The sequence below is a fragment of the Pseudomonas sp. PDM09 genome (genome assembly GCF_014852305.1).
Taxonomy (GTDB): domain Bacteria; phylum Pseudomonadota; class Gammaproteobacteria; order Pseudomonadales; family Pseudomonadaceae; genus Aquipseudomonas.
This window is the reverse complement of record NZ_JACVBI010000001.1, coordinates 224,239-244,761: the sequence shown is the minus strand read 5'-3', so window position 1 is coordinate 244,761 and position 20,523 is coordinate 224,239. Positions and strand designations below refer to the sequence as shown.

Genomic DNA, 20,523 nt, shown 5'->3' with positions numbered 1-20,523 from the left:
CTATGGAATTCACGACTCAACACTTTATCGCGCTTGCGCCGTTGTTGATCACCAGCGCCACGATCATCGTGGTGATGCTGGCTATCGCATGGCGCCGCAACCACTCACAGACCTTCCTGCTGTCTGTGGCAGGTCTGAACCTGGCTCTGCTGTCGATCCTGCCAGCCCTGAAAGTCGCGCCGCTGGCCGTGACGCCATTGCTGCAGATCGACACCTTCGCTTGCCTGTACATGGCGCTGATCCTGGTCGCCACCCTCGCCTGTGTGACCCTCGCCCACGCCTACCTCGGCGATGGCGGTTCGGGTTACCCGGGCAACCGTGAAGAACTTTACCTGCTGATCCTGATGTCCGCCGCCGGTGGCCTGGTCTTGGTCAGCGCGCAGCACCTGGCTGGCTTGTTCGTCGGTCTGGAACTGCTCTCGGTACCGGTTTACGGTCTGGTGGCGTATGCCTTCTTCAACAAACGTTCGCTGGAAGCCGGCATCAAGTACATGGTGCTGTCGGCTGCCGGTTCCGCGTTCCTGTTGTTCGGCATGGCCCTGCTCTACGCCGACGCCGGCAGCCTGAGCTTCAACGGCATCGGTCAGGCCCTGGCGGCCACCGGCCTGCCAAGTTCGCTGGCTCAAATGGGCCTGGGCATGATGCTGATCGGCCTGGCGTTCAAACTGTCGCTGGTACCGTTCCACCTCTGGACCCCGGACGTTTACGAAGGTGCTCCGGCACCGGTGGCAGCGTTCCTGGCCACCGCGTCGAAAGTCGCTGTGTTCGCGGTGATGGTGCGTCTGTTCCAGATCTCGCCAGCGGCGAGCAGTGGCGTGCTGAGCGATGTGCTGACCATCATCGCCATCGCGTCGATCCTGTTCGGTAACCTGCTGGCACTGACCCAGAGCAACCTCAAGCGTCTGCTGGGTTACTCGTCCATCGCCCACTTCGGCTACCTGCTGATCGCCCTGGTGGCGAGCAAAGGCCTGGCCGTGGAAGCCATCGGCGTGTACCTGGTCACTTACGTGATCACCAGCCTTGGTGCATTCGGCGTGATCACCCTGATGTCCTCGCCGTACAACGGCCGTGACGCCGATGCCCTGTACGAATACCGCGGCCTGTTCTGGCGCCGTCCGTACCTGACCGCCGTCCTGACTGTGATGATGCTGTCCCTGGCCGGTATCCCGCTGACCGCGGGCTTCATCGGCAAGTTCTACATCATCGCGACCGGTGTCGAGTCGCAGCAATGGTGGCTGGTCGGCTCCCTGGTACTGGGCAGCGCCATCGGCGTCTTCTACTACCTGCGTGTGATGGTCACCTTGTACCTGATGGAACCGAACCTGCGTCGCCACGATGCGCAACTGCACTGGGAACAACGTGCAGGCGGCGTGATGCTGCTGGCGATTGCCGTACTGGCGTTCTTCCTCGGCCTGTATCCACAGCCGCTGCTGAATCTGGTTCAACAGTCGGGGTTGGCGGGTTGATCGCGTAAGCGATACTCGGCAACAAACAAAAACGGCACCTTCGGGTGCCGTTTTTGCGTTTGGGGATTCAACATCAAAAGATCGCAGCCTTCGGCGGCGCCCACAAGCGCGTAGGAGCTGCCGAAGGCTGCGATCTTTTGATCTTCATTGCTCCCCCTCTCCTCCCCCGATATCCAGAATCGCCTCGCGGATGAATCAGCCGCGTCCTACATCCAGATCCTGCCTTCGACTTTAACGTAATGACTTGACCGAATTGGGCAGGAACAGAAGCCTTGACCTATTCGATTCTTGTGATAAAAATATACGCAGGTAACGTACAGAACATGGATGCTCTTTTTATCGAATTACCCGTATTTCAAAAGCATCGAAGTGACTACCTGGATGATGATCTGTTTCACCGTTTCCAGCAGGAGCTGCTGCAAAACCCGGAAGCGGGAGATGTCGTCGAAGGCACCGGAGGCCTGCGCAAAATTCGAGTGGTGGATGAGCGGCGAAACAAGGGAAAGCGCGGTGGGCTGAGGGTGATTTATTACTGGTGGTCCGGTTTCGACCAATTCTGGCTCTTTACCTTGTATGGCAAAAACGAACAGGACGATCTGACGCCACAACAGAAAAAACTGCTTAAAGAAATGCTTTATCGAGAAATCAAAGCGAGAACGAGCGATGAAACGTGACATTTTTTCCGAGCTGGTAGAGGGGTTTGAAACCTTGGCCGATGAGCGCCAAGGTAAAGTCACTCTACGCACGCACAAAGTAAAACTGGCCAAACTGGCTCCGATTACGGCAGAGGAAGTGGTTGGCATCCGCCAGCAACTGAATCTCTCCCGGCCGGTATTCGCGATGTACTTGCGCACCAACACCCGGACGCTGGAGAACTGGGAACAAGGACGGGCGAAACCTAATGCTCAGGCGACAACGCTGATCCGGCTGGTTGAGCGTTTTCCGGAAACGGTTGAACAACTGGCGGCGCTGACTTGAAGTGTTTGCGGCGTACTCAATGACGCCATCGCGAGCAGGCTCGCTCCCACAGGGGACTACGTTCTGTCAGAAAGAATGCGGTTCAATGTGGGAGCGAGCCTGCTCGCGATGGCGGTGGCACAGAGACAAATAAAAACGGCACCTTACGGTGCCGTTCGCCTTTCACATTACAGACGCTTACTTACGCGCCGCCTCCCACGATTTCAGCAGTTCGGCATAGCTCACGGTTTCGCCTTTAGGCTTCTCGTTCGCCAGTTTCGCTTTCGGCGCACCCGGCTGATCGAACCAGTACTGCGCATCTCGCTCAGGATTCATTTTCGGCCCGCAGGTCGGTTGTACCTTGGAGCGTTCCAGACGGGTCATGATCGCATCCTGATCCTTGGCCAGACCGTCCAATGCCTGTTGTGGCGTTTTCTCGCCACTGGCCGCTTCCGCGATGTGGCTCCACCACAGTTGTGCCAAACGAGGATAGTCCGGCACGTTGGTCCCGGTCGGGGTCCATTGCACGCGGGCCGGGCTGCGATAGAACTCCACCAGACCACCGAGTTTCGGTGCCAGGTCGGTCATGGCTTGCGAGTTGATGTCCGACTCGCGAATCGGCGTCAGGCCGACGATGGTTTTCTTCAGGGATACGGTTTTCGAGGTCACGAATTGCGCGTACAGCCAGGCCGCGAGTTTTTGCTTTTCAGGCGTGGACTTGAGGAAGGTCCAGGAACCGGCGTCCTGATAGCCGAGCTTCATGCCCTCCTCCCAGTACGGACCTTTCGGCGAGGGTGCCATGCGCCATTTCGGCGTGCCGTCGGCGTTCATCACCGGCAGGCCCGGTTTGGTCATGTCGGCGGTAAACGCGGTGTACCAGAAGATCTGCTGGGCGATGTTGCCCTGGGACGGCACCGGTCCGGATTCGGAGAAGGTCATGCCCGCCGCTTCCGGTGGCGCGTATTTTTTCATCCAGTCTACGTACTTGGTGGTCGCATACACCGCCGCCGGGCCATTGGTATCGCCGCCGCGGGTCACGCTGGAGCCGACCGGATGGCAGTCTTCGACACGGATGCCCCACTCGTCCACCGGCAAGCCGTTGGGAATGCCCTTGTCGCCAGCGCCGGCCATGGAGAACCAGGCATCGGTAAAGCGCCAGCCGAGGGATGGGTCTTTCTTGCCGTAGTCCATGTGGCCGTAGACGCGTTTGCCGTCGATTTCCTTGACGTCTTCGCTGAAGAATTTGGCAATGTCTTCATAGGCCGACCAGTTCACCGGTACGCCCAGTTCATAACCGTATTTTTCTTTGAATTTCGCTTTCAGATCCGCACGCTCGAACCAGTCGGCGCGAAACCAGTAGAGGTTGGCGAACTGCTGGTCGGGCAGTTGATAGACCTTGCCATCCGGCGCGGTGGTGAACGAGATACCGATGAAGTCTTTGATGTCCAGGGTCGGTGAGGTGTAAGCCTTGCCTTCGTTGGCCATCAAGTCGGTGATCGATTCGGTCTTGCCGTAGCGAAAGTGCGTACCGATCAGGTCCGAGTCGTTGACCCAGCCGTCATAGATGTTCTTGTCCGATTGCATCTGGGTCTGCAGCTTTTCCACCACGTCGCCTTCTTGCAGCAAGTCGTGGGTCAACTTGATCCCGGTGATCTCGGTAAAGGCCTTGGCCAGCGTTTTGGATTCATATTCGTGGGTCGCGATGGTTTCCGAAACCACCTTGATGCTCATCCCGCGAAACGGCTCGGACGCTTTGATAAACCACTTCAGCTCTTCGAGCTGCTGGGCTTCGGTCAGGGTGGACGGTTTGAACTCGCTGCCAATCCATTTCTTGGCGGCGTCTTCATAGGCATCGGCCCAGGCCGCAGCGCTCAACCCGCTGAGTGCCAGCATGGCTGCCAATGAAACGCTATGTCGCAGCTTATTGTTTTTGTCGAACATAGAGACCTCCTGTTTAGGTTTCGGAGCAACATTGCCGATCGATTTCGACTAGCCCCAACGCATCACAGCCAACAGCCACACCAGAGACAACGCGAACGCTACCCAGATGCTCCAGTCGGTGACGCCGATTACCAGCAAATGCAGGTAGGCGCTGCCGAGAAGACCGATAAACAGCCGATCGCCACGGGTAGTGGCAATCGGCAAAAAACCACGCCGAGGGATACTCGGCGAACGCAATTCCCAGGTCGTCATGCCCGTCAGGATCAAGGCAATGACGCTGAAGAACGCCGCCGTGGGGCCCGTCCAACTCATCCATTCCATCATCAGTTCCTCATACCCGGCCCAGGGCAAAGCCCTTGGCCACGTGGTTGCGAACAAACCAGATCACCAACATGCCCGGCAGGATAGTCAACACCCCCGCTGCCGCCAGCACGCCCCAGTCGATGCCGGACGCCGAGACCGTGCGGGTCATCACCGCCGCGATGGGTTTGGCGTTCACTGAAGTCAGGGTTCGCGCCAGCAACAGCTCGACCCAGGAAAACATGAAGCAGAAAAACGCCGTGACACCGATCCCGGAGCCGATCAGCGGGACGAAGATCTTCACGAAGAACTTGGGGAAACTGTAGCCGTCGATGTAGGCGGTTTCGTCAATTTCCTTGGGAACGCCGGACATGAAGCCTTCAAGAATCCACACCGCCAACGGCACGTTGAACAGACAGTGAGCCAGCGCAACCGCGATATGGGTGTCGAACAGCCCGATCGAGGAATACAACTGGAAGAACGGCAGCAGGAAAACTGCCGGTGGCGCCATGCGGTTGGTCAGCAGCCAGAAAAACAGGTGCTTGTCACCGAGGAAACGATAGCGTGAAAACGCATACGCCGCCGGCAGCGCCACGCTCAGGGAAATCACCGTATTCAGGCTCACGTAATACAGCGAGTTGAGATAACCGGTGTACCAGCTTGGGTCAGTGAAGATCACCTTGTAGTTGGCGAAGGTGAAATCCTGAGGAAACAGGGTCAGACCACCGAGGATTTCGGTGTTGCTCTTGAAGGACATGTTCAGCAGCCAGTAGATCGGCACCAGCAGGAACAGGATGTAGATCAGCAACGGGATAAGCTTTCTCTTGCTCATGGCAGGCCTCATCGATTGGCGTCAGAGTGAGTCATGGCGGTATAGAACAGCCACGACACCAACAGGATGATCAGGAAGTACACCAGCGAGAAAGCCGCCGCCGGGCCGAGGTCGAATTGCCCTACGGCCATTTGGGTCAGCGTCTGACTCAAGAAGGTCGTGGCATTGCCCGGACCGCCACCCGTCAGTACGAACGGCTCGGTGTAGATCATGAAGCTGTCCATGAACCGCAGCATCACCGCGATCAGCAGCACGCTCTTGAGCTTGGGCAACTGGATGTGTCGGAAAACCGCCCAGGCCGACGCTCGATCAATCCGCGCCGCCTGGTAATACACATCCGGAATCGCCCGCAAACCGGAGAAACACAACAGCGCCACCAGCGATGTCCAGTGCCACACGTCCATCACCAACACCGTGACCCAGGCGTCCATGGTATTGGACGCATAGTTGTAGCTGATGCCCATGGCATTGAGGCTCGAACCGAGCAAACCGATGTCAGCCCGGCCGAAAATCTGCCAGATGGTGCCGACCACGTTCCATGGAATCAGCAGCGGAATCGCCAGAATAATCAGCACAACCGACGACCAGCGGCCCTTGGTCGGCATGGTCAGGGCGATGGCGATGCCCAAGGGGATTTCGATCAGCAGCACGCAAGCGGAGTAGATGAACTGGCGCAGCAGCGAGTCATGCAACCGTGGGTCGAGCAGCACTTGCTTGTACCAGTCGGCACCGACGAAGTAACGGCTGGACTGGTCGAAGATGTCCTGCACCGAGTAGTTGACCACGGTCATCATCGGGATCACCGCACTGAACGCCACCAGCAGAAATACCGGCAACACCAGCCACCAGGCCTTGTTGTTCTGCACCTTGTTCATGGCAGCACCTCCAACAGGTAATCATCGGCATAGACCATCAGCCATTGCGCCGGAAAACTGATGTATGCCGTGCCTTCGGGCACCGGTTTGTCTTCGGCCAGGCGTACTTTCAGCGGAGCGCCGTCGAGGTTCAGGGTCATGATCTTGTAGGTGCCCAGGTCTTCGACGTGTACGACCTGTGCCTGCATCGCGTCATCACAGGGTTCGTCCCACACATGGACGAACTCCGGACGAATACCCACCTTCAGGGTTTTCCATTCGGACTCGGCGATTCGTTTCTGCATCGCGTCGGACAACGGCAAGTGGGTCCCGGCAAAACCGACACCGCCGGCTTGTGGCTGGACCTCGATCAGGTTCATCCCCGGGCTGCCGATGAAATAGCCTACAAAGGTGTGGCTCGGCCGCTCGAACAATTCCCGTGGCGTACCGAACTGCACAATTTGGCCGCCGTACATCACGGCGATCTTGTCGGCGAAGGTCGAGGCTTCGAGTTGATCGTGGGTGACATAGACCATGGTGATGTTGAACTGCTCGTGGATCTGCTTGAGCTTGCGCCGCAGTTTCCATTTCAGGTGTGGGTCGATCACTGTCAGCGGTTCATCGAAGAGGATCGCCGACACGTCATCGCGCACCAGCCCACGGCCCATGGAGACTTTCTGCTTTTCATCGGCAGTGAGGTTGCGGGCCTTCTTGTACAGCAATGCCTGAAGGTCGAGGACTTCGGCGATTTCCTGCACCTTGGTGTGAATTTTCGCTTCCGCCATGCCCTGATTGCGCAATGGAAAGGCCAGGTTATCGAACACCGTCATGGTGTCGTAGACCACCGGAAACTGGAAAACCTGGGCGATGTTGCGCTTTTCCGGGGTCAGTTCGTTGACCACTTTACTGTCGAACAGTACTTGGCCCTGGGACGGGCTGAGTAACCCGGAAATGATGTTGAGCAAGGTCGACTTGCCACACCCCGAAGGCCCGAGCAACGCATAAGCACCGCCCTGCTCCCAGACGTGGTCCATCTCGCGGATCGCGTAATCCTCGGGGCCGGTTGGCGTAGGGGTGTAGCTGTGGGCAAGGCTTTGCAAACGGATTTCGGCCATCAGGCAACCCTCGCAATGCGGCGACCGGGCGCCTGGACCAGCCGCCCCTGCATATCGAACACAAACAGTTTATGGGTCGGGATATAGATGCGAATCGGCGCATCGACGTCGTATTCGTGAACACCCGGCAAGTGCAGCACCAGCAGGAAATACTCGTTGCGTACGTGCAGGAAGGTTTCCGAACCGCTGATCTCGGCCACCTCGACGGTCACCGCCAACTCCAGATCGTCGTCGTTGCTCGGCACCAGCGAAATGTGGCTAGGGCGCACACCAAAACGGAACTCGCCCTCGCCCACCGGCCGCAGATCGACGTTCAACGGGAAGTGCACGAAGTTGGCGAAACTGACTTCGTTGCCGGCAATGCGCCCCGGCATCAGGTTGATCGGCGGTTCGGAGAACAACTCCGCCGCCAGCACGGTTTGCGGCTGGTGATACACCTCGGAGGACTTGCCGCTCTGAATCACCCGACCTTCGTGAAGAATCGTGGTGGTGCCGCCCAGCGCCAGGGCTTCATTGGGTTCGGTGGTGGCATAGATAGCGATGGTGTGATGGGCCGCGAACAGCTCGCGCATTTCCTGGCGCAGCTCTTCGCGCAGCTTGTAGTCGAGGTTGACCAGTGGCTCATCGAACAGAATCAGCTCGGCGTCCTTGACCAGCGCCCGGGCCATGGCCGTGCGCTGTTGCTGGCCGCCGGAGAGTTCCAAAGGATGGCGCTGGAGGAATTTCTCGATGCGTAGCATCTTCGCGGTTTCCAGCACTTTGCTTTGGATCAGCTCGTTGGAAACGCCGCCCTGACGCAGTGGCGAGGCGATGTTCTCGAACACCGTCATGGTCGGGTAGTTGATGAACTGCTGATAGACCATCGACACATTGCGCAAACGCACCGGGCGTTGGGTGACGTCGACGCCGTTCATCAGGATGCGGCCGCTGTCGGGCTTGTCCAGACCGGCCATCAGGCGCATGAGGCTGGTTTTGCCGGACAGCGTGCGACCGAGCAAAACATTGAACGATCCGGGTTCGAAGTTAAGGCACGCATCGTCGATCCAGGTCTGACCCTCGACGGTACGGCTGACGTGCTCCAGGATTAGTGACATGGCTCGGCCTTTTTATTATTGGAGTCAAGCGACCGGAGCACTACAGCGACATTCGTGCCAGAAATTCCAAGCGGTTGATCTGGCTTGAAAATCCGTCAAATGGAGGAAAAACCGCGTTCGTAGCTGAACAGAAATGAACAACCGCGACTGAACAATTGAACAGTTAAAAGATTGACAATGAACAAATGTGAACAACACTCTACGGATGCTTTACTGCGGGAAATTCTGAATTGCGCACGCCCTGTGTAGCAGCTGGCGAAGCCTGCGTTCGGCGACGCAGTCGTCGTGAAATCAGGCATCGCGGTGTATCAGGATGACCATGCAAACAGGTTTTACGACGACTGCGTCGCCGAACGCAGGCTTCGCCAGCTGCTACATGAATCGCGTTACTCATAACAAAAATAATAATGCTCAGAGATCGACTGCCATGGCCGCACCTGCCCCGCCGCTCTCCCACGACGCCATCATCCAGGACTCCTGGTCCCGCTGCCGCGCGTTCGGGCTCGATCATCAGAGCGCACCAGCGTTCGATCAACTGCCGGCCGATGGCATCGCCCAGTTGCTGGAGAGCCAGCATTCACTGGTGCAGACCACCCATCAGGAAGTCCTGCCGTATTACGAGAACATCCTCAGCAACTCCAATTGCCTGATCATGCTCGCCGACAATCAGGGCCAGGTGCTGACGTCCTGGGGCACCCAGCGTTTCATTGAGCCGAGCCTGACCCGCGGTTTCAGCGCCGGCGCCAGCTGGATGGAACGTTGCAGCGGGACCAATGCGATCGGCACTGCGTTGGCCTGCGAGCAGGCCGTGCACATCGAGCACGATGAACATTTTCTCAAGGCCAACCGCTTCATGACCGGCTCCGCCGCGCCGATTTTCGATGCCGAGCGCAAGGTGATCGCGGTGCTGGATGTGTCCAGCGACAGCTACCTGCCGCCGTCACACACCTTGGGCATGGTCAAGATGATGAGCCAGACCGTGGAGAACCGGCTGATCCTCAACCTGTTCCACGGCCAGCATTTTCAACTGACCTTCAACACCGGGCTGAACAACCTCGACAGCCAATGGGCCGGGTTGCTGATCTTCGACGAAACCGGTCAGGTGCTGTCGGCCAATCGCCGGGCCGACAACCTGCTGGGCATCAGCCTGTCGCGAGTCAGCGTCGAAAGCCTGTTCAAAGTCTCATTGCTGGAACTGCTGAACCAGCCGGACGGCCTGCCGTTTGCCCTGCAAGCCTCGGGGCGCAACCGTTTCCAATGCCTGTTAAAGCGGCCGAAACAGGCGCCGATTCGGGCTCGTCTGTTTTCTGAACCTGAGCGCGCTGAACCCACGGCGCCAGCGCCCACCGCGATCAGCCTCAACACCCTGCATTTTGGCGACAGCCGCGTGGAAAAAGCCGTGCGCCAGGCCGAGCGTTTGCTGGAAAAAGACATTCCGCTGTTAATTCACGGAGAAACCGGCGTCGGCAAGGAAGTCTTTGTCAAAGCCCTGCATCAGGCCAGTTCACGCAGCAAACAGCCGTTCATTGCCGTCAACTGCGCAGCGATCCCCGCCGAACTGGTGGAATCCGAGCTGTTTGGCTATGAGAAAGGTGCGTTCACCGGCGCCAATCAGAAAGGTAGCATCGGGCTGATCCGCAAGGCCGACAAAGGCACCCTGTTCCTCGATGAAATTGGCGACATGCCACTACCGACCCAAGCCCGGCTGTTGCGGGTATTGCAAGAGCGTTGCGTGCAACCGGTGGGCAGCAGCGAGTTGTTCCCGGTGGACATTCGGATCATTTCGGCGACCAACCGCTCGTTGCGCGAACAGGTTCAGCTGGGGCGGTTTCGTGAGGATTTGTATTACCGCATCGGCGGTTTGACCCTGGAACTGCCGCCACTGCGGGAGCGCAGCGATAAGGAAGCGTTGTTCAAACGGCTGTGGGAACAGCACCGCGAACCGAGCCAATGGGCTGGCTTGAGCCGTGAAGTGATGGAGCTGTTCAGCCGTCATCCGTGGCCGGGGAATTTGCGTCAGGTCAGCAGCGTGATGCAAGTAGCGCTGGCCATGGCCGAGGAACAACCGGTGCGGCCGGAGCATTTGCCGGATGATTTCTTTGTCGATCTGGAGATGGAGCCGGTGGATTCGCCGGAGCCAATAACCGTCGACCTCAATGATGCCGAGGAATTGAATCGGCAATTGCAGGCGGCTGGGGGGAATATTTCCCATTTAGCCCGCAGGCTCGGGGTTAGTCGCAACACCCTTTACAAGCGATTGCGCCAGGCAGGCGACTGATCGTTCCCACGCTCCGCGTGGGAATGCCTCAACGGACGCTCCGCGTTCGGCTCTCGAAAGGGACGCGGAGCGTCCCGGGCTGCATTCCCACGCAGAGCGTGGGAACGATCATCAGTCAGCCAATCGCCAGGTCGTCCCGCCCTTGCCGTCTTCCAGCACCACGCCCATGGCGGTGAGCTGGTCGCGGATGCGGTCGGATTCGGCCCAGTCCTTGTTGGCACGAGCCGTCAAACGAGCCTGGATCAGTGCATCAACCTCAGCCGCATCGACCCGCCCTTCGGCACCGGCCTGCAGGAAGTCATCGGCTTCAAGCTGCAACACACCCAGCACGCTCGCCAATTCTTTCAAACGAGCCGCCAGACCGGCCGCTGCATCGAGATCGCTCTCGCGCAGACGGTTGATCTCGCGGACCATCTCGAACAACACCGCACAGGCTTCCGGGGTACCGAAGTCGTCGTTCATCACCTGAGTGAAGCGCTCGACAAAGGCTTCGCCACCCGCCGGTGCCACGTTCGGCAGGCCTTTCAACGCGTGGTAGAAACGCTCGAGCGCGCCTTTGGCGTCCTTGAGGTTGTCTTCCGAATAGTTGATCGCGCTGCGGTAGTGGCTGGACACCAGCAGGTAACGCACGACTTCCGGATGGTACTTTTCCAGCACGTCGCGAATGGTGAAGAAGTTGTTCAAGGACTTGGACATCTTCTCGCCATTGATGCGAATCATGCCGCAATGCATCCACGCGTTGGCGTAGGTCTTGCCGGTGGCCGCTTCGCTCTGGGCGATTTCGTTTTCATGGTGCGGGAACTCGAGGTCGCTGCCGCCGCCATGAATGTCGAAAGTCTCACCCAGGCAGCAAGTCGACATTACCGAGCACTCGATGTGCCAGCCCGGACGACCGTCACCCCACGGCGAAGGCCAGCTCGGCTCACCCGGCTTGGCGCCTTTCCACAGCACGAAGTCCAGCGGGTCCTGTTTCGACTCGTCGACTTCGATCCGTGCGCCGATGCGCAGGTCTTCGATCTTCTTGCGCGACAGCTTGCCGTAGCCCATGAACTTGGCGACGCGGTAGTACACGTCGCCATTGCCCGGTGCGTAGGCGTAGCCCTTGTCGATCAAGGTCTGGATCATCGCGTGCATGCCTGGGATATGGTCGGTGGCACGCGGCTCCATGTCCGGCTTCTTGATATTCAGGCGCGCTTCATCTTCGTGCATCGCCGCGATCATGCGCTCGGTCAAAGCTTCGAACGACTCGCCGTTCTCGTTGGCCCGATTGATGATCTTGTCGTCGATGTCGGTGATGTTGCGCACGTAGGTCAGGTCGTAACCGCTGAACCGCAACCAGCGGGTCACCAGGTCGAACGCGACCATGCTGCGGCCATGGCCCAGGTGGCAGTAGTCGTACACGGTCATCCCGCAGACGTACATGCGCACCTTGTTGCCATCCAGCGGCTTGAAGACTTCTTTGCTCTTGGTGAGCGTGTTGTAGATCGTAAGCACTTTATGTTGTTCCTTGAATCACTGGCCCCACGAATCACGCAAGGTCACGGTACGGTTGAACACCGGAGCGCCCGGTTTCGAGTCCTTGATATCCGCGACGAAGTAACCTTCGCGCTCGAACTGGAAACGGTCTTCCGGCTGTGCATTGCCCAGCGAAGGCTCGGCACGACAACCAGTGAGAACTTGCAGCGAGTCAGGGTTGATGTTGTCCAGGAAACTGGCGCTGTCTTCGGCCTTCTCAGGGTTGGCCGAACGGAACAGGCGATCATACAGACGCACTTCGCACTCGACGCTGGCGGCGGCCGGCACCCAGTGAACCACGCCTTTGACCTTGCGGCCTTCAGGGTTCTTGCCGAGGGTTTCCGGATCGTAGGAGCAACGCAGTTCGACGATGTTGCCCTCGGCGTCCTTGATCGCTTCGTCGGCACGGATCACGTAGCTGCCGCGCAGACGCACTTCGCCGTTCGGCTCCAGGCGCTTGTAGCCTTTTGGCGGTTCTTCCATGAAGTCTTCACGGTCGATGTAGAGCTCACGGGCGAACGGCAGAACGCGCACGCCCATGTCTTCTTTCGGGTGGCACGCCAATTCGAGGTTTTCGACCTGGCCTTCCGGGTAGTTGGTGATCACGACTTTCAGCGGACGCAATACGCACATGGCGCGTGGGGCGCTGTGGTCGAGGTCGTCACGGATGCTGAATTCAAGCATGCCAAAGTCGACCACGCCGTCGGAACGGTTGGTGCCGATCATTTCGCAGAAGTTGCGGATCGATTTCGGTGTGTAGCCACGGCGACGGAAACCCGACAGCGTGGACATGCGCGGATCGTCCCAACCGTGAACGTGCTTTTCATCGACCAGTTGCTTGAGCTTGCGCTTGCTGGTGATGGTGTAGTTCAGGTTCAGGCGGCTGAACTCGTACTGACGCGGTTTCGCCGGTACTGGCAGGTTCTCGAGGAACCACTCGTACAGCGGACGATGGCTTTCGAACTCCAGGGTGCAGATCGAGTGGGTGATGCCTTCGATGGCATCCGACTGTCCGTGGGTGAAGTCGTAGTTCGGGTAGATGCACCACTTGTCACCGGTCTGGTGGTGATGCGCGTGACGGATGCGATACATGATCGGGTCGCGCAGGTTCATGTTCGGCGAGGCCATGTCGATCTTGGCCCGCAGCACGCGTGCGCCGTCCTTGAATTCGCCGGCCTTCATACGGGCGAACAGGTCGAGGTTTTCTTCAACCGAGCGGTCACGGAACGGGCTGTTCTTGCCCGGTTCGGTCAGGCTGCCACGGTATTCCTTGGCTTGCTCGGGGGTCAGGTCGTCGACGTAGGCCTTGCCGGCCTTGATCAGCTCTACCGCCCAGTCGTGCAACTGGTCGAAATACTGCGAGGCATAGCGCACTTCACCGGACCATTCGAAGCCCAGCCATTTGACGTCGCTTTCGATTGCGTCGATGTATTCCTGGTCTTCCTTGGCCGGGTTGGTGTCGTCGAAACGCAGGTGCGTGACGCCGCCGAATTCCTGAGCCAGACCGAAGTTCACACAGATCGACTTGGCGTGACCGATGTGCAGGTAGCCGTTGGGCTCAGGCGGGAAACGGGTGACGATCTGCGTGTGCTTACCCGAGTCCAGGTCCGCCTGGATGATCGGGCGCAGGAAATTGACCGGCACGGCAGGGCCGGTCTTGGAATTCGAGGTAGGGTCGACAGTGGGCTTGCTCATAGGATCCTTGAACGTACAAGTGCGCGGCCAGTTGGCCAAATCAAAGCGGCTGTTATAAATCAAAGGGGCTTATCATAGCCGATGCTGTCAAGTGGCTGACAGAGCAGGCCGGCAATCGGCTGCATTTAATCGGCTGGCAATGAAAAACAGCCTCGAAATTCGCGCCCGGCACGCTAAACTGCGTGCCTTGGCCGACACTGGCCGGACTGGTTGAGGGCCTGAACGCCCCGAAACCCACGAATTCATAGAAAAAAGAGTACCGATCATGACCCAAGTCAAACTGTCCACCAACTTCGGCGACATCGTCCTGGAGCTGAATGCTGAGAAAGCCCCGATCACCGTGGCCAACTTCATCGAGTACGTTAAAGCCGGTCACTACGAAAACACTGTTTTCCACCGTGTCATCGGCAACTTCATGATCCAGGGCGGCGGTTTCGAGCCAGGCATGAAAGAAAAGAAAGACAAGCGCCCAAGCATCCAGAACGAAGCCGACAACGGCCTGCCGAACGTGAAGTACAGCGTGGCCATGGCCCGCACCATGGAGCCGCATTCGGCTTCCGCCCAGTTCTTTATCAACGTGGCTGACAACAGCTTCCTGAACCACAGCGCCAAGACCGTTCAGGGTTGGGGCTACGCTGTATTCGCCAAAGTAGTCGAAGGCACCGACGTGGTCGACAAGATCAAAGGCGTGGCCACGACTTCCAAAGCCGGCCACCAGGACGTACCCGCAGAAGACGTGATCATCGAGAAAGCCGAGATCATTGAGTGATACTGCTGATTTCAGACTTGCATCTGGAAGAGGAACGCCCGGACATTACCCGGGCGTTTCTGGATTTGCTCGCTAGACGTGCCCGCTCAGCGAGTGCGTTGTACATTCTGGGCGACTTTTTCGAGGCGTGGATTGGCGACGATGCCATGACGCCGTTCCAGCGTTCCATCTGCCAGGCCCTGCGCGACCTCAGCGACAGCGGCACGGCCATTTTTCTGATGCACGGCAATCGCGACTTCATGCTCGGCCAGGCTTTCTGCAAACAGGCCGGCTGCACGTTGTTGAAAGACCCGAGTGTCGTGCAGTTTTACGGCGAGCCGGTGCTGTTGATGCATGGCGACAGCCTCTGCACCCGCGACGTCGGCTATATGAAGCTGCGACGTTACCTGCGCAACCCGATCACCCTGTTTATCCTGCGGCACCTGCCCTTGCGCACGCGCCATAAACTGGCGCGCAAGCTGCGCAGTGAAAGCCGTGCGCAGGTGCGGATGAAGGCCAATGACATTGTTGATGTCACACCGGAAGAAGTGCCGCGGGTCATGCAGCAATATGGCGTGAAGACCTTGATCCACGGGCATACCCATCGCCCGGCCATCCACAAGTTGCAGATTGGCGAGCAGGCGGCCAAACGCATTGTGTTGGGGGATTGGGACCGTCAGGGCTGGGCGTTGCAGGTGGATGAGCAAGGGTTTGCGTTGGCGCCGTTCGACTTCGCCCCGCCGCCACAACTGGCAGCACCCGCAAACTAACGGCCGAACACAAAACCCTTGTGGGAGCGGGCTTGCTCGCGAAGGCGGACTCACATTCAGCATCTCTGGTGACTGTCACACCGCTTTCGCGAGCAAGCCCGCTCCCACATTGACCGCGTTTTGCCTCAATGTCCTGCCGAGGCTGGCCCCGCCTTTGCCGCAAACGGCGGTTTCGCAAGCCACACCAGCAGAATCAACCCCATGAACGCCCACCCCAGCAACGTGAAGTAATCCACGGTGGAGAGCATGTACGCCTGGCTGGTCAGCACATGATCCAGTTGCGCGTAAGCCGGGTTACCCGCCCCGCCGAGCGTGTTCAACGCCTCCCGGGTCGCCGGCTCATACGTGGTAATGCTTTCACTCAAATATGCATGGTGTTGATCGGCCCGGCGAATCCAGATCCAGGTGGTCAACGATGCCGCAAAACTACCGCCCAGGGTCCGCAGGAAGGTCGCAAGGCCTGCGCCGTCGGCAATCTGGCTCGGCGGCAAGTCCGACATCAAAATGCTCAGGGTCGGCATGAAGAACAGCGCCACGCCAATGCCCATGAACAATTGCACCAGCGCGATGTGCTGGAAGTCCACTTCGTTGGTAAACCCGGCGCGCATGAAGCAACTCAAACCGATGCAGAGGAACGCGCCACCAGCCAATAGTCGGAGGTCGAACTTGTGCGCGTACTTGCCGACAAACGGCGACAGCAGCACCGGCAAAATACCGATCGGCGCCACCGCCAATCCGGCCCAGGTGGCGGTGTAGCCCATCTGGGTTTGCAGCCATTGTGGCAGGATCAGGTTGATGCCGAAGAACCCGGCATAACCGCCCACCAGCACAATGGTGCCGATACGGAAGTTGCGGTAAGCGAACAGCCGCAGGTTGACCACCGGGTGTTTGTCGGTCATTTCCCAGATCACGAACACCGCCAGCGCAATCACTGAAATAGCCGCGCCGACGATGATGAAGTTCGATTCGAACCAGTCCAGATCATTGCCCTTGTCGAGGATCACCTGCAACGCGCCGACACCGATAATCAAGGTGATCAAACCGACGTAATCCATTGGCTGGTAACTGGTCACCACCGGCCGCGCCTTGAGTTGCTGGCGCACGACCATCACTGCGAAAACTCCGATCGGTACGTTGATAAAGAAAATCCATGGCCAGCTGTAGCTGTCAGTAATCCAGCCGCCGAGGATCGGCCCTGCAATCGGCGCCACCACCGTGACCATCGCCAGCAACGCCAGGGCCATGCCTCGCTTGGCGGGTGGATAGACTGCGATCAACAGCGTCTGGGTCATCGGGTACAAGGGACCTGCCACCAGGCCTTGAAGCACCCGAAAGCCGATCAGCTCCGGCATCGAGGTTGAGATGCCACAGAGAAACGAGGCCAGCACGAACAGGATCGTCGCCCAGAGAAACAGCTTCACCTCGCCGAAACGCCGGCTGAGCCAACCGGTCAGCGGCAGCGCGATGGCGTTGCTCACGGCAAACGAGGTGATGACCCAGGTGCCCTGCTCCGAACTCACGCCCAGGTTGCCGGAAATCGTCGGCAAGGCCACGTTGGCGATGGTGGTGTCGAGCACCTGCATGAAGGTCGCCAGCGACAGGCCGATGGTGCTGAGCAGCAGGCTGGGCGGCGTGAAAGACGCGTTATTGCTCATCGCAAATCCTTTGAAACCTGATTGGCACGGCGCCTATTACTGACGCAGCTGACCTTATGGGAGCGAGCCTTTGTGGCGAGGGAGCTTGCTCCCTCGCCACAAAGGCTCGCTCCCACAGGGTCGGTGTGATGACCAATCAACGGTGCGCGGTTTTACTGACCGCAGCGCTGTTGTCATGGATCAGCTGGGTGATCATCGCGTCGGCCTCGGCCAACTGACGGTCGTAGATGCCGGTGCTGAACGAAGCCTTTTGCGGCGACTGTTGCGCCAGCACCGGACCGCTCTGGTCGCGCAGGTTCACATCGACCTGAGTCGACAGGCCAACCCGCAATGGGTGCCTGGCCAGCTCTTCGGCGTTGATGTGAATGCGTACCGGCACCCGCTGGACGATCTTGATCCAGTTACCGGTGGCGTTCTGTGCCGGCAGCAAGGCAAACGCACTGCCGGTCCCGGCGCCGAGGCTGTCGATGGTGCCGCTGTATTTGACGTCGCTGCCGTAGAGGTCGGCCTCGATGTCCACCGGCTGACCGATGCGCATGTCACGCAGTTGGGTTTCCTTGAAGTTGGCGTCGATCCACAGCTGATCCAGCGGGATCACCGCCATCAGCGCGGTGCCCGGCTGGACCCGCTGGCCCAGTTGCACGCTGCGTTTGGCAACGTAACCGGTGACCGGCGCGATCAAGGTGCTGCGGGCATTGTTCAGGTACGCCTGACGCAATTGCGCGGCAGCGGACATCACGTCCGGGTGCGACGACACCACGGTGTCATCAACCAGCGCGCTGGTGGTCATGAGCTGTTGTTTGGCGTTGGCCAGGGCGTTCTGCGCCGAGGTCAGGTCATCACGGGCGTGGGAAAGTTCTTCCTGGGAAATCGCCCCGCCAGCGGCGAGGTTTTTCCGGCGATTGAAGTTGTCCTGGGCCTTTTGCACTTCGGCCTGTTGCGCATTGACCTGGGCTTTCATTCCGTCGACATTGCTGTACAAACCGCGCACCTGGCGCACGGTGCGAGCCAGATTGGCCTGGGCACTTTGCAGACCGACTTCCGCGTCGTTCGGGTCGAAGTTGACCAGCACCTGGCCTTCGTGGACCAGATCGCCATCGTCGGCACCGATGCTGACCACTGTGCCGGTAACCAACGGAGTGATTTCCACCACGTTGCCGTTCACATAGGCGTCGTCGGTGCTTTCATTCCAGCGACCGTAAAATTCTTGATAACCCCAGACGCCGAGCCCGGCGAGGATCACCACGATGGTCAGTGCAAACAGCATCACTTTGCGCTTGCGTGGATTGCTCGTGTCTTGAGCGTTGTCAGGGGCTTGGGATGTATCGACGGTGGCCATGACGGGTACCTTGAATTAGTTGTGCTGCGTGGCTGGGGTTGCGTTGGCTGCGGTCAGGGTTTCGCCCTGGAAGCCGCCGCCCAGCGCTTGCATCAGTTGAATCGACAGGTCGATCTGCTCGGCATTCAGGTTGGCCAGTTGACGCTGGGCCTGGAGCAATTGCTGCTCGATGCTGAGCACATCCAGGTAATTACCGATACCGGAACCGTAGCGCTGGACCACGGTGTTGTAAGAATCCTGGGCAATGTCGGTGGCGTGCTGTTGGGCGCCGATTTGCCGGCCGATATCGCGCAACTGGTTGATGGTGTCGCTGACATCGCCCAGGGCTTTCACCAGACTTTTGTTGTACTGCGCCACCGCGAGGTCGTAATCGGCGTCGCGGGAATCGAGGTCGGCACGCAGGCGGCCACCGTCGAAAATCGGCACCGAGATCGTCGGCGCGACATTGAAGAAGCGACTGGCGGAACCGAACATCGCATCGCCCAGCAATGATTCGACACCGGCCGCCGCGCTCAGGTTGAGGTTGGGGTAAAACTGAGTCTTGCCCGCCGCGATGTTTTTGCTCGCGGCTTCAACCCGCCAGCGTGCCGCCACCAGGTCCGGGCGACGACCGAGCAACTCCGCCGGCAGCACCGACGGCAACGCCACGGCGCTGGTCTGGAGAACTTTCGGTCGGGCGATTTCATTGCCGCGATCCGGGCCTTTGCCCAGCAGCACCGCCAAGGCGATTTTCGCGCTTTGCAGGCGTTTCTCGGCGTCGATCAGGCTGGCTTCGGCGCTGGCTTCCAGGCTTTCGGTCTGCTGGAACTGGTACTGGCTGTCGATCCCCGAGCTCAGGCGACGCTGGCTGAGGTCGAGCATTTGTTGGGTGCGCTTGAGGTCTTCGCTGGCCAGGTCATGGATGATGTGCGCCTGCCCCAGATCGCTGTAGGCGCGGGCGACATCGGCGGACAAGGTCAGCTGCGCGGCCTGCTGATCGACTTCGGCGGCACGGGCCTGGCCCAATGCGGCTTCCCAGGCAGCGCGCTGGCCGCCCCAGAGGTCGAAGTTGTAATTGAAACTCGCACCGAGATTACGCACGGTGGAATAGGTGCCGCCCTGCCCGCTCGGGTCCTGATCGCGAGCCGGACGCGAACGGCTGACGCCGGCGCTGGCATCGAGGGTCGGCATCCGCGCGGCGTCGGCGGCATAGGCAGCGGCGCTGGCCTGATGGGCGCGGGCGTCGGCGATTTGCATGTCGGGGCTGTCGTGCAAGGCTTCGCGGATCAGACCGTCGAGTTGCGGATCGCCGAGGCTTTTCCACCAGTCGCTTTTCGGCCACGCCGCGGGCGACAGCGTCACGCCGTTGAGGGATTGCCCGGCCTTTAGATTTTTCGCATCGAGGCTGACGCCTTCGGTGGTCAGGCCGCTGTAACTGGCGCAGCCGGCGAGGCTCATGGCCAACAGCACCAGGCTCAGGCCGCTACGCAGGCTTTTACTGTTCATGGCCACCTACCCGCAGCAGGGTGATCGAGTCACCCGCGGCTACCAGAATTTTCTTCAGGATCTGTTCCAGGGTTTTCAATTCTTCCGGGGTGATGGCGCCGGCCAGTTCATTCATGGCGTCGGCGCCGATCTGCGGCAACTGATCGGTCAGTTGCTGGCCCTGTTCGGTCAGCACCAACTGAACCTGACGCCGGTCTGCCTCGGAGCGTTGGCGGGCGAGGAAACCTTTCTGTTCCAGACGATCGAGCATGCGGGTCATCGAACCGCTGTCCAGCGACAAATGACGGCACAGTTCGGCCGGGGTATCGACACCGAACTGGGCCATGATGATCAGCACTTTGAACTGCGCGGCGGTGATGCCGTGGGGTTCCATGTGCGTGTCGATGATCCGGTCCTTGAGCAGCGCGGCACGCCCGAGCAAAAGGCCGAGATGGCAATTATGGAAATCGTATGAGGTGAAATGTTTCATCTGACCACCG

18 protein-coding genes are annotated in these 20,523 nt (G+C 59.3%); 6 read left to right on the top strand and 12 right to left on the bottom strand.

The window, feature by feature from the left end; translation table 11 throughout:
- The first annotated feature begins 2 nt into the window (after nucleotides 1-2).
- The 3 genes from nuoN to IB250_RS01025 all read left to right on the top strand — a co-directional run bounded on the left by nuoN (nucleotide 3) and on the right by IB250_RS01025 (nucleotide 2,444).
- Nucleotides 3-1,466 (top strand): NADH-quinone oxidoreductase subunit NuoN, encoded by a 1,464-nt coding sequence (nuoN, locus tag IB250_RS01035; protein WP_123493766.1) that lies wholly within the window; start codon nucleotides 3-5, stop codon nucleotides 1,464-1,466.
- A gap of 323 nt (nucleotides 1,467-1,789) precedes the next feature.
- The gene (locus IB250_RS01030) at nucleotides 1,790-2,140 is read left to right on the top strand and encodes a toxin (RefSeq protein WP_052967031.1); all 351 of its coding nucleotides are present in this window, start codon (nucleotides 1,790-1,792) and stop codon (nucleotides 2,138-2,140) included.
- Nucleotides 2,130-2,444, top strand: coding sequence for a helix-turn-helix domain-containing protein (locus IB250_RS01025; RefSeq protein WP_192342621.1), 315 nt, complete (start codon nucleotides 2,130-2,132; stop codon nucleotides 2,442-2,444). Before IB250_RS01030 ends, IB250_RS01025 begins: the two co-directional genes overlap by 11 nt.
- A 177-nt stretch (nucleotides 2,445-2,621) precedes the next feature.
- On the opposite strand, the gene IB250_RS01020 is transcribed toward IB250_RS01025, so the two are convergent.
- Genes IB250_RS01020 through IB250_RS00995 form a run of 6 tightly spaced genes read right to left on the bottom strand, consistent with a single transcriptional unit; the run spans nucleotide 2,622 to nucleotide 8,559 of the window.
- Complete coding sequence (locus IB250_RS01020; protein ID WP_123496647.1) at nucleotides 2,622-4,364, bottom strand: extracellular solute-binding protein; 1,743 nt, start codon at nucleotides 4,362-4,364, stop codon at nucleotides 2,622-2,624.
- 48 nt (nucleotides 4,365-4,412) lie between these two features.
- Nucleotides 4,413-4,685, bottom strand: a complete 273-nt coding sequence (locus IB250_RS01015) for a DUF2160 domain-containing protein (RefSeq protein ID WP_032830117.1) — start codon at nucleotides 4,683-4,685, stop codon at nucleotides 4,413-4,415.
- 10 nt (nucleotides 4,686-4,695) lie between these two features.
- The gene (locus IB250_RS01010) at nucleotides 4,696-5,496 is read right to left on the bottom strand and encodes a carbohydrate ABC transporter permease (protein ID WP_007896138.1); all 801 of its coding nucleotides are present in this window, start codon (nucleotides 5,494-5,496) and stop codon (nucleotides 4,696-4,698) included.
- Nucleotides 5,497-5,504: 8 nt separating this feature from the next.
- On the bottom strand, nucleotides 5,505-6,371 hold the full coding sequence (locus IB250_RS01005) for a carbohydrate ABC transporter permease (protein WP_007896139.1): 867 nt from the start codon (nucleotides 6,369-6,371) through the stop codon (nucleotides 5,505-5,507).
- The gene (locus IB250_RS01000; protein WP_192342620.1) at nucleotides 6,368-7,465 is read right to left on the bottom strand and encodes an ABC transporter ATP-binding protein; all 1,098 of its coding nucleotides are present in this window, start codon (nucleotides 7,463-7,465) and stop codon (nucleotides 6,368-6,370) included. The genes IB250_RS01005 and IB250_RS01000 overlap by 4 nt, the downstream gene beginning before the upstream one ends.
- Nucleotides 7,465-8,559: an ABC transporter ATP-binding protein gene (locus IB250_RS00995; protein WP_008014313.1), complete on the bottom strand. Its 1,095-nt coding sequence runs from the start codon at nucleotides 8,557-8,559 to the stop codon at nucleotides 7,465-7,467. The genes IB250_RS01000 and IB250_RS00995 overlap by 1 nt, the downstream gene beginning before the upstream one ends.
- Before the next feature lie 427 nt (nucleotides 8,560-8,986).
- Between IB250_RS00995 and IB250_RS00990 the strand changes: the two genes are divergently transcribed.
- Entirely contained in the window at nucleotides 8,987-10,837 is a 1,851-nt protein-coding gene (locus tag IB250_RS00990; protein ID WP_192342619.1) for a sigma-54-dependent Fis family transcriptional regulator, read from the top strand.
- A gap of 111 nt (nucleotides 10,838-10,948) precedes the next feature.
- Here IB250_RS00990 and cysS read toward each other — a convergent pair whose 3' ends face one another.
- Both cysS and IB250_RS00980 read right to left on the bottom strand, forming a co-directional pair.
- Entirely contained in the window at nucleotides 10,949-12,331 is a 1,383-nt protein-coding gene (gene cysS, locus IB250_RS00985) for a cysteine--tRNA ligase (protein ID WP_192342618.1), read from the bottom strand.
- An 18-nt stretch (nucleotides 12,332-12,349) separates the two neighbouring features.
- The gene (locus IB250_RS00980) at nucleotides 12,350-14,047 is read right to left on the bottom strand and encodes a glutamine--tRNA ligase/YqeY domain fusion protein (protein ID WP_192342617.1); all 1,698 of its coding nucleotides are present in this window, start codon (nucleotides 14,045-14,047) and stop codon (nucleotides 12,350-12,352) included.
- A gap of 265 nt (nucleotides 14,048-14,312) precedes the next feature.
- Here IB250_RS00980 and IB250_RS00975 point away from each other — a divergent pair, with 265 nt between their 5' ends.
- Entirely contained in the window at nucleotides 14,313-14,816 is a 504-nt protein-coding gene (locus IB250_RS00975) for a peptidylprolyl isomerase (protein WP_123496635.1), read from the top strand.
- On the top strand, nucleotides 14,813-15,565 hold the full coding sequence (gene lpxH, locus IB250_RS00970) for a UDP-2,3-diacylglucosamine diphosphatase (protein ID WP_192342616.1): 753 nt from the start codon (nucleotides 14,813-14,815) through the stop codon (nucleotides 15,563-15,565). The genes IB250_RS00975 and lpxH overlap by 4 nt, the downstream gene beginning before the upstream one ends.
- Nucleotides 15,566-15,690: 125 nt before the next feature.
- On the opposite strand, the gene IB250_RS00965 is transcribed toward lpxH, so the two are convergent.
- The 4 genes from IB250_RS00965 to IB250_RS00950 all read right to left on the bottom strand — a co-directional run bounded on the left by IB250_RS00965 (nucleotide 15,691) and on the right by IB250_RS00950 (nucleotide 20,513).
- Nucleotides 15,691-17,220, bottom strand: coding sequence for a DHA2 family efflux MFS transporter permease subunit (locus IB250_RS00965; protein WP_192342615.1), 1,530 nt, complete (start codon nucleotides 17,218-17,220; stop codon nucleotides 15,691-15,693).
- Nucleotides 17,221-17,356: 136 nt separating this feature from the next.
- Nucleotides 17,357-18,559 (bottom strand): HlyD family efflux transporter periplasmic adaptor subunit, encoded by a 1,203-nt coding sequence (locus tag IB250_RS00960; RefSeq protein WP_192342614.1) that lies wholly within the window; start codon nucleotides 18,557-18,559, stop codon nucleotides 17,357-17,359.
- Between the two features lie 15 nt (nucleotides 18,560-18,574).
- Nucleotides 18,575-20,044 carry an efflux transporter outer membrane subunit gene (locus IB250_RS00955; RefSeq protein WP_192342613.1) on the bottom strand — a complete coding sequence of 490 codons (1,470 nt, stop codon included), beginning with the start codon at nucleotides 20,042-20,044 and terminating at the stop codon, nucleotides 18,575-18,577.
- Nucleotides 20,034-20,513, bottom strand: a complete 480-nt coding sequence (locus tag IB250_RS00950; RefSeq protein ID WP_007896150.1) for a MarR family winged helix-turn-helix transcriptional regulator — start codon at nucleotides 20,511-20,513, stop codon at nucleotides 20,034-20,036. The genes IB250_RS00955 and IB250_RS00950 overlap by 11 nt, the downstream gene beginning before the upstream one ends.
- Nucleotides 20,514-20,523 lie beyond the last annotated feature (10 nt).

Excerpts from the sequence above, each read along its gene's own strand:
- nuoN (WP_123493766.1), top strand. The coding sequence starts at position 3 with ATGGAATTCACGACTCAACACTTTATCGCGCTTGCGCCGTTGTTGATC.
- IB250_RS01030 (WP_052967031.1), top strand. The coding sequence starts at position 1,790 with ATGGATGCTCTTTTTATCGAATTACCCGTATTTCAAAAGCATCGAAGT.
- IB250_RS01025 (WP_192342621.1), top strand. The coding sequence starts at position 2,130 with ATGAAACGTGACATTTTTTCCGAGCTGGTAGAGGGGTTTGAAACCTTG.
- IB250_RS01020 (WP_123496647.1), bottom strand. The coding sequence starts at position 4,364 with ATGTTCGACAAAAACAATAAGCTGCGACATAGCGTTTCATTGGCAGCC.
- IB250_RS01015 (WP_032830117.1), bottom strand. The coding sequence starts at position 4,685 with ATGGAATGGATGAGTTGGACGGGCCCCACGGCGGCGTTCTTCAGCGTC.
- IB250_RS01010 (WP_007896138.1), bottom strand. The coding sequence starts at position 5,496 with ATGAGCAAGAGAAAGCTTATCCCGTTGCTGATCTACATCCTGTTCCTG.
- IB250_RS01005 (WP_007896139.1), bottom strand. The coding sequence starts at position 6,371 with ATGAACAAGGTGCAGAACAACAAGGCCTGGTGGCTGGTGTTGCCGGTA.
- IB250_RS01000 (WP_192342620.1), bottom strand. The coding sequence starts at position 7,465 with ATGGCCGAAATCCGTTTGCAAAGCCTTGCCCACAGCTACACCCCTACG.
- IB250_RS00995 (WP_008014313.1), bottom strand. The coding sequence starts at position 8,559 with ATGTCACTAATCCTGGAGCACGTCAGCCGTACCGTCGAGGGTCAGACC.
- IB250_RS00990 (WP_192342619.1), top strand. The coding sequence starts at position 8,987 with ATGGCCGCACCTGCCCCGCCGCTCTCCCACGACGCCATCATCCAGGAC.
- IB250_RS00980 (WP_192342617.1), bottom strand. The coding sequence starts at position 14,047 with ATGAGCAAGCCCACTGTCGACCCTACCTCGAATTCCAAGACCGGCCCT.
- IB250_RS00975 (WP_123496635.1), top strand. The coding sequence starts at position 14,313 with ATGACCCAAGTCAAACTGTCCACCAACTTCGGCGACATCGTCCTGGAG.
- IB250_RS00965 (WP_192342615.1), bottom strand. The coding sequence starts at position 17,220 with ATGAGCAATAACGCGTCTTTCACGCCGCCCAGCCTGCTGCTCAGCACC.
- IB250_RS00960 (WP_192342614.1), bottom strand. The coding sequence starts at position 18,559 with ATGGCCACCGTCGATACATCCCAAGCCCCTGACAACGCTCAAGACACG.
- IB250_RS00955 (WP_192342613.1), bottom strand. The coding sequence starts at position 20,044 with ATGAACAGTAAAAGCCTGCGTAGCGGCCTGAGCCTGGTGCTGTTGGCC.
- IB250_RS00950 (WP_007896150.1), bottom strand. The coding sequence starts at position 20,513 with ATGAAACATTTCACCTCATACGATTTCCATAATTGCCATCTCGGCCTT.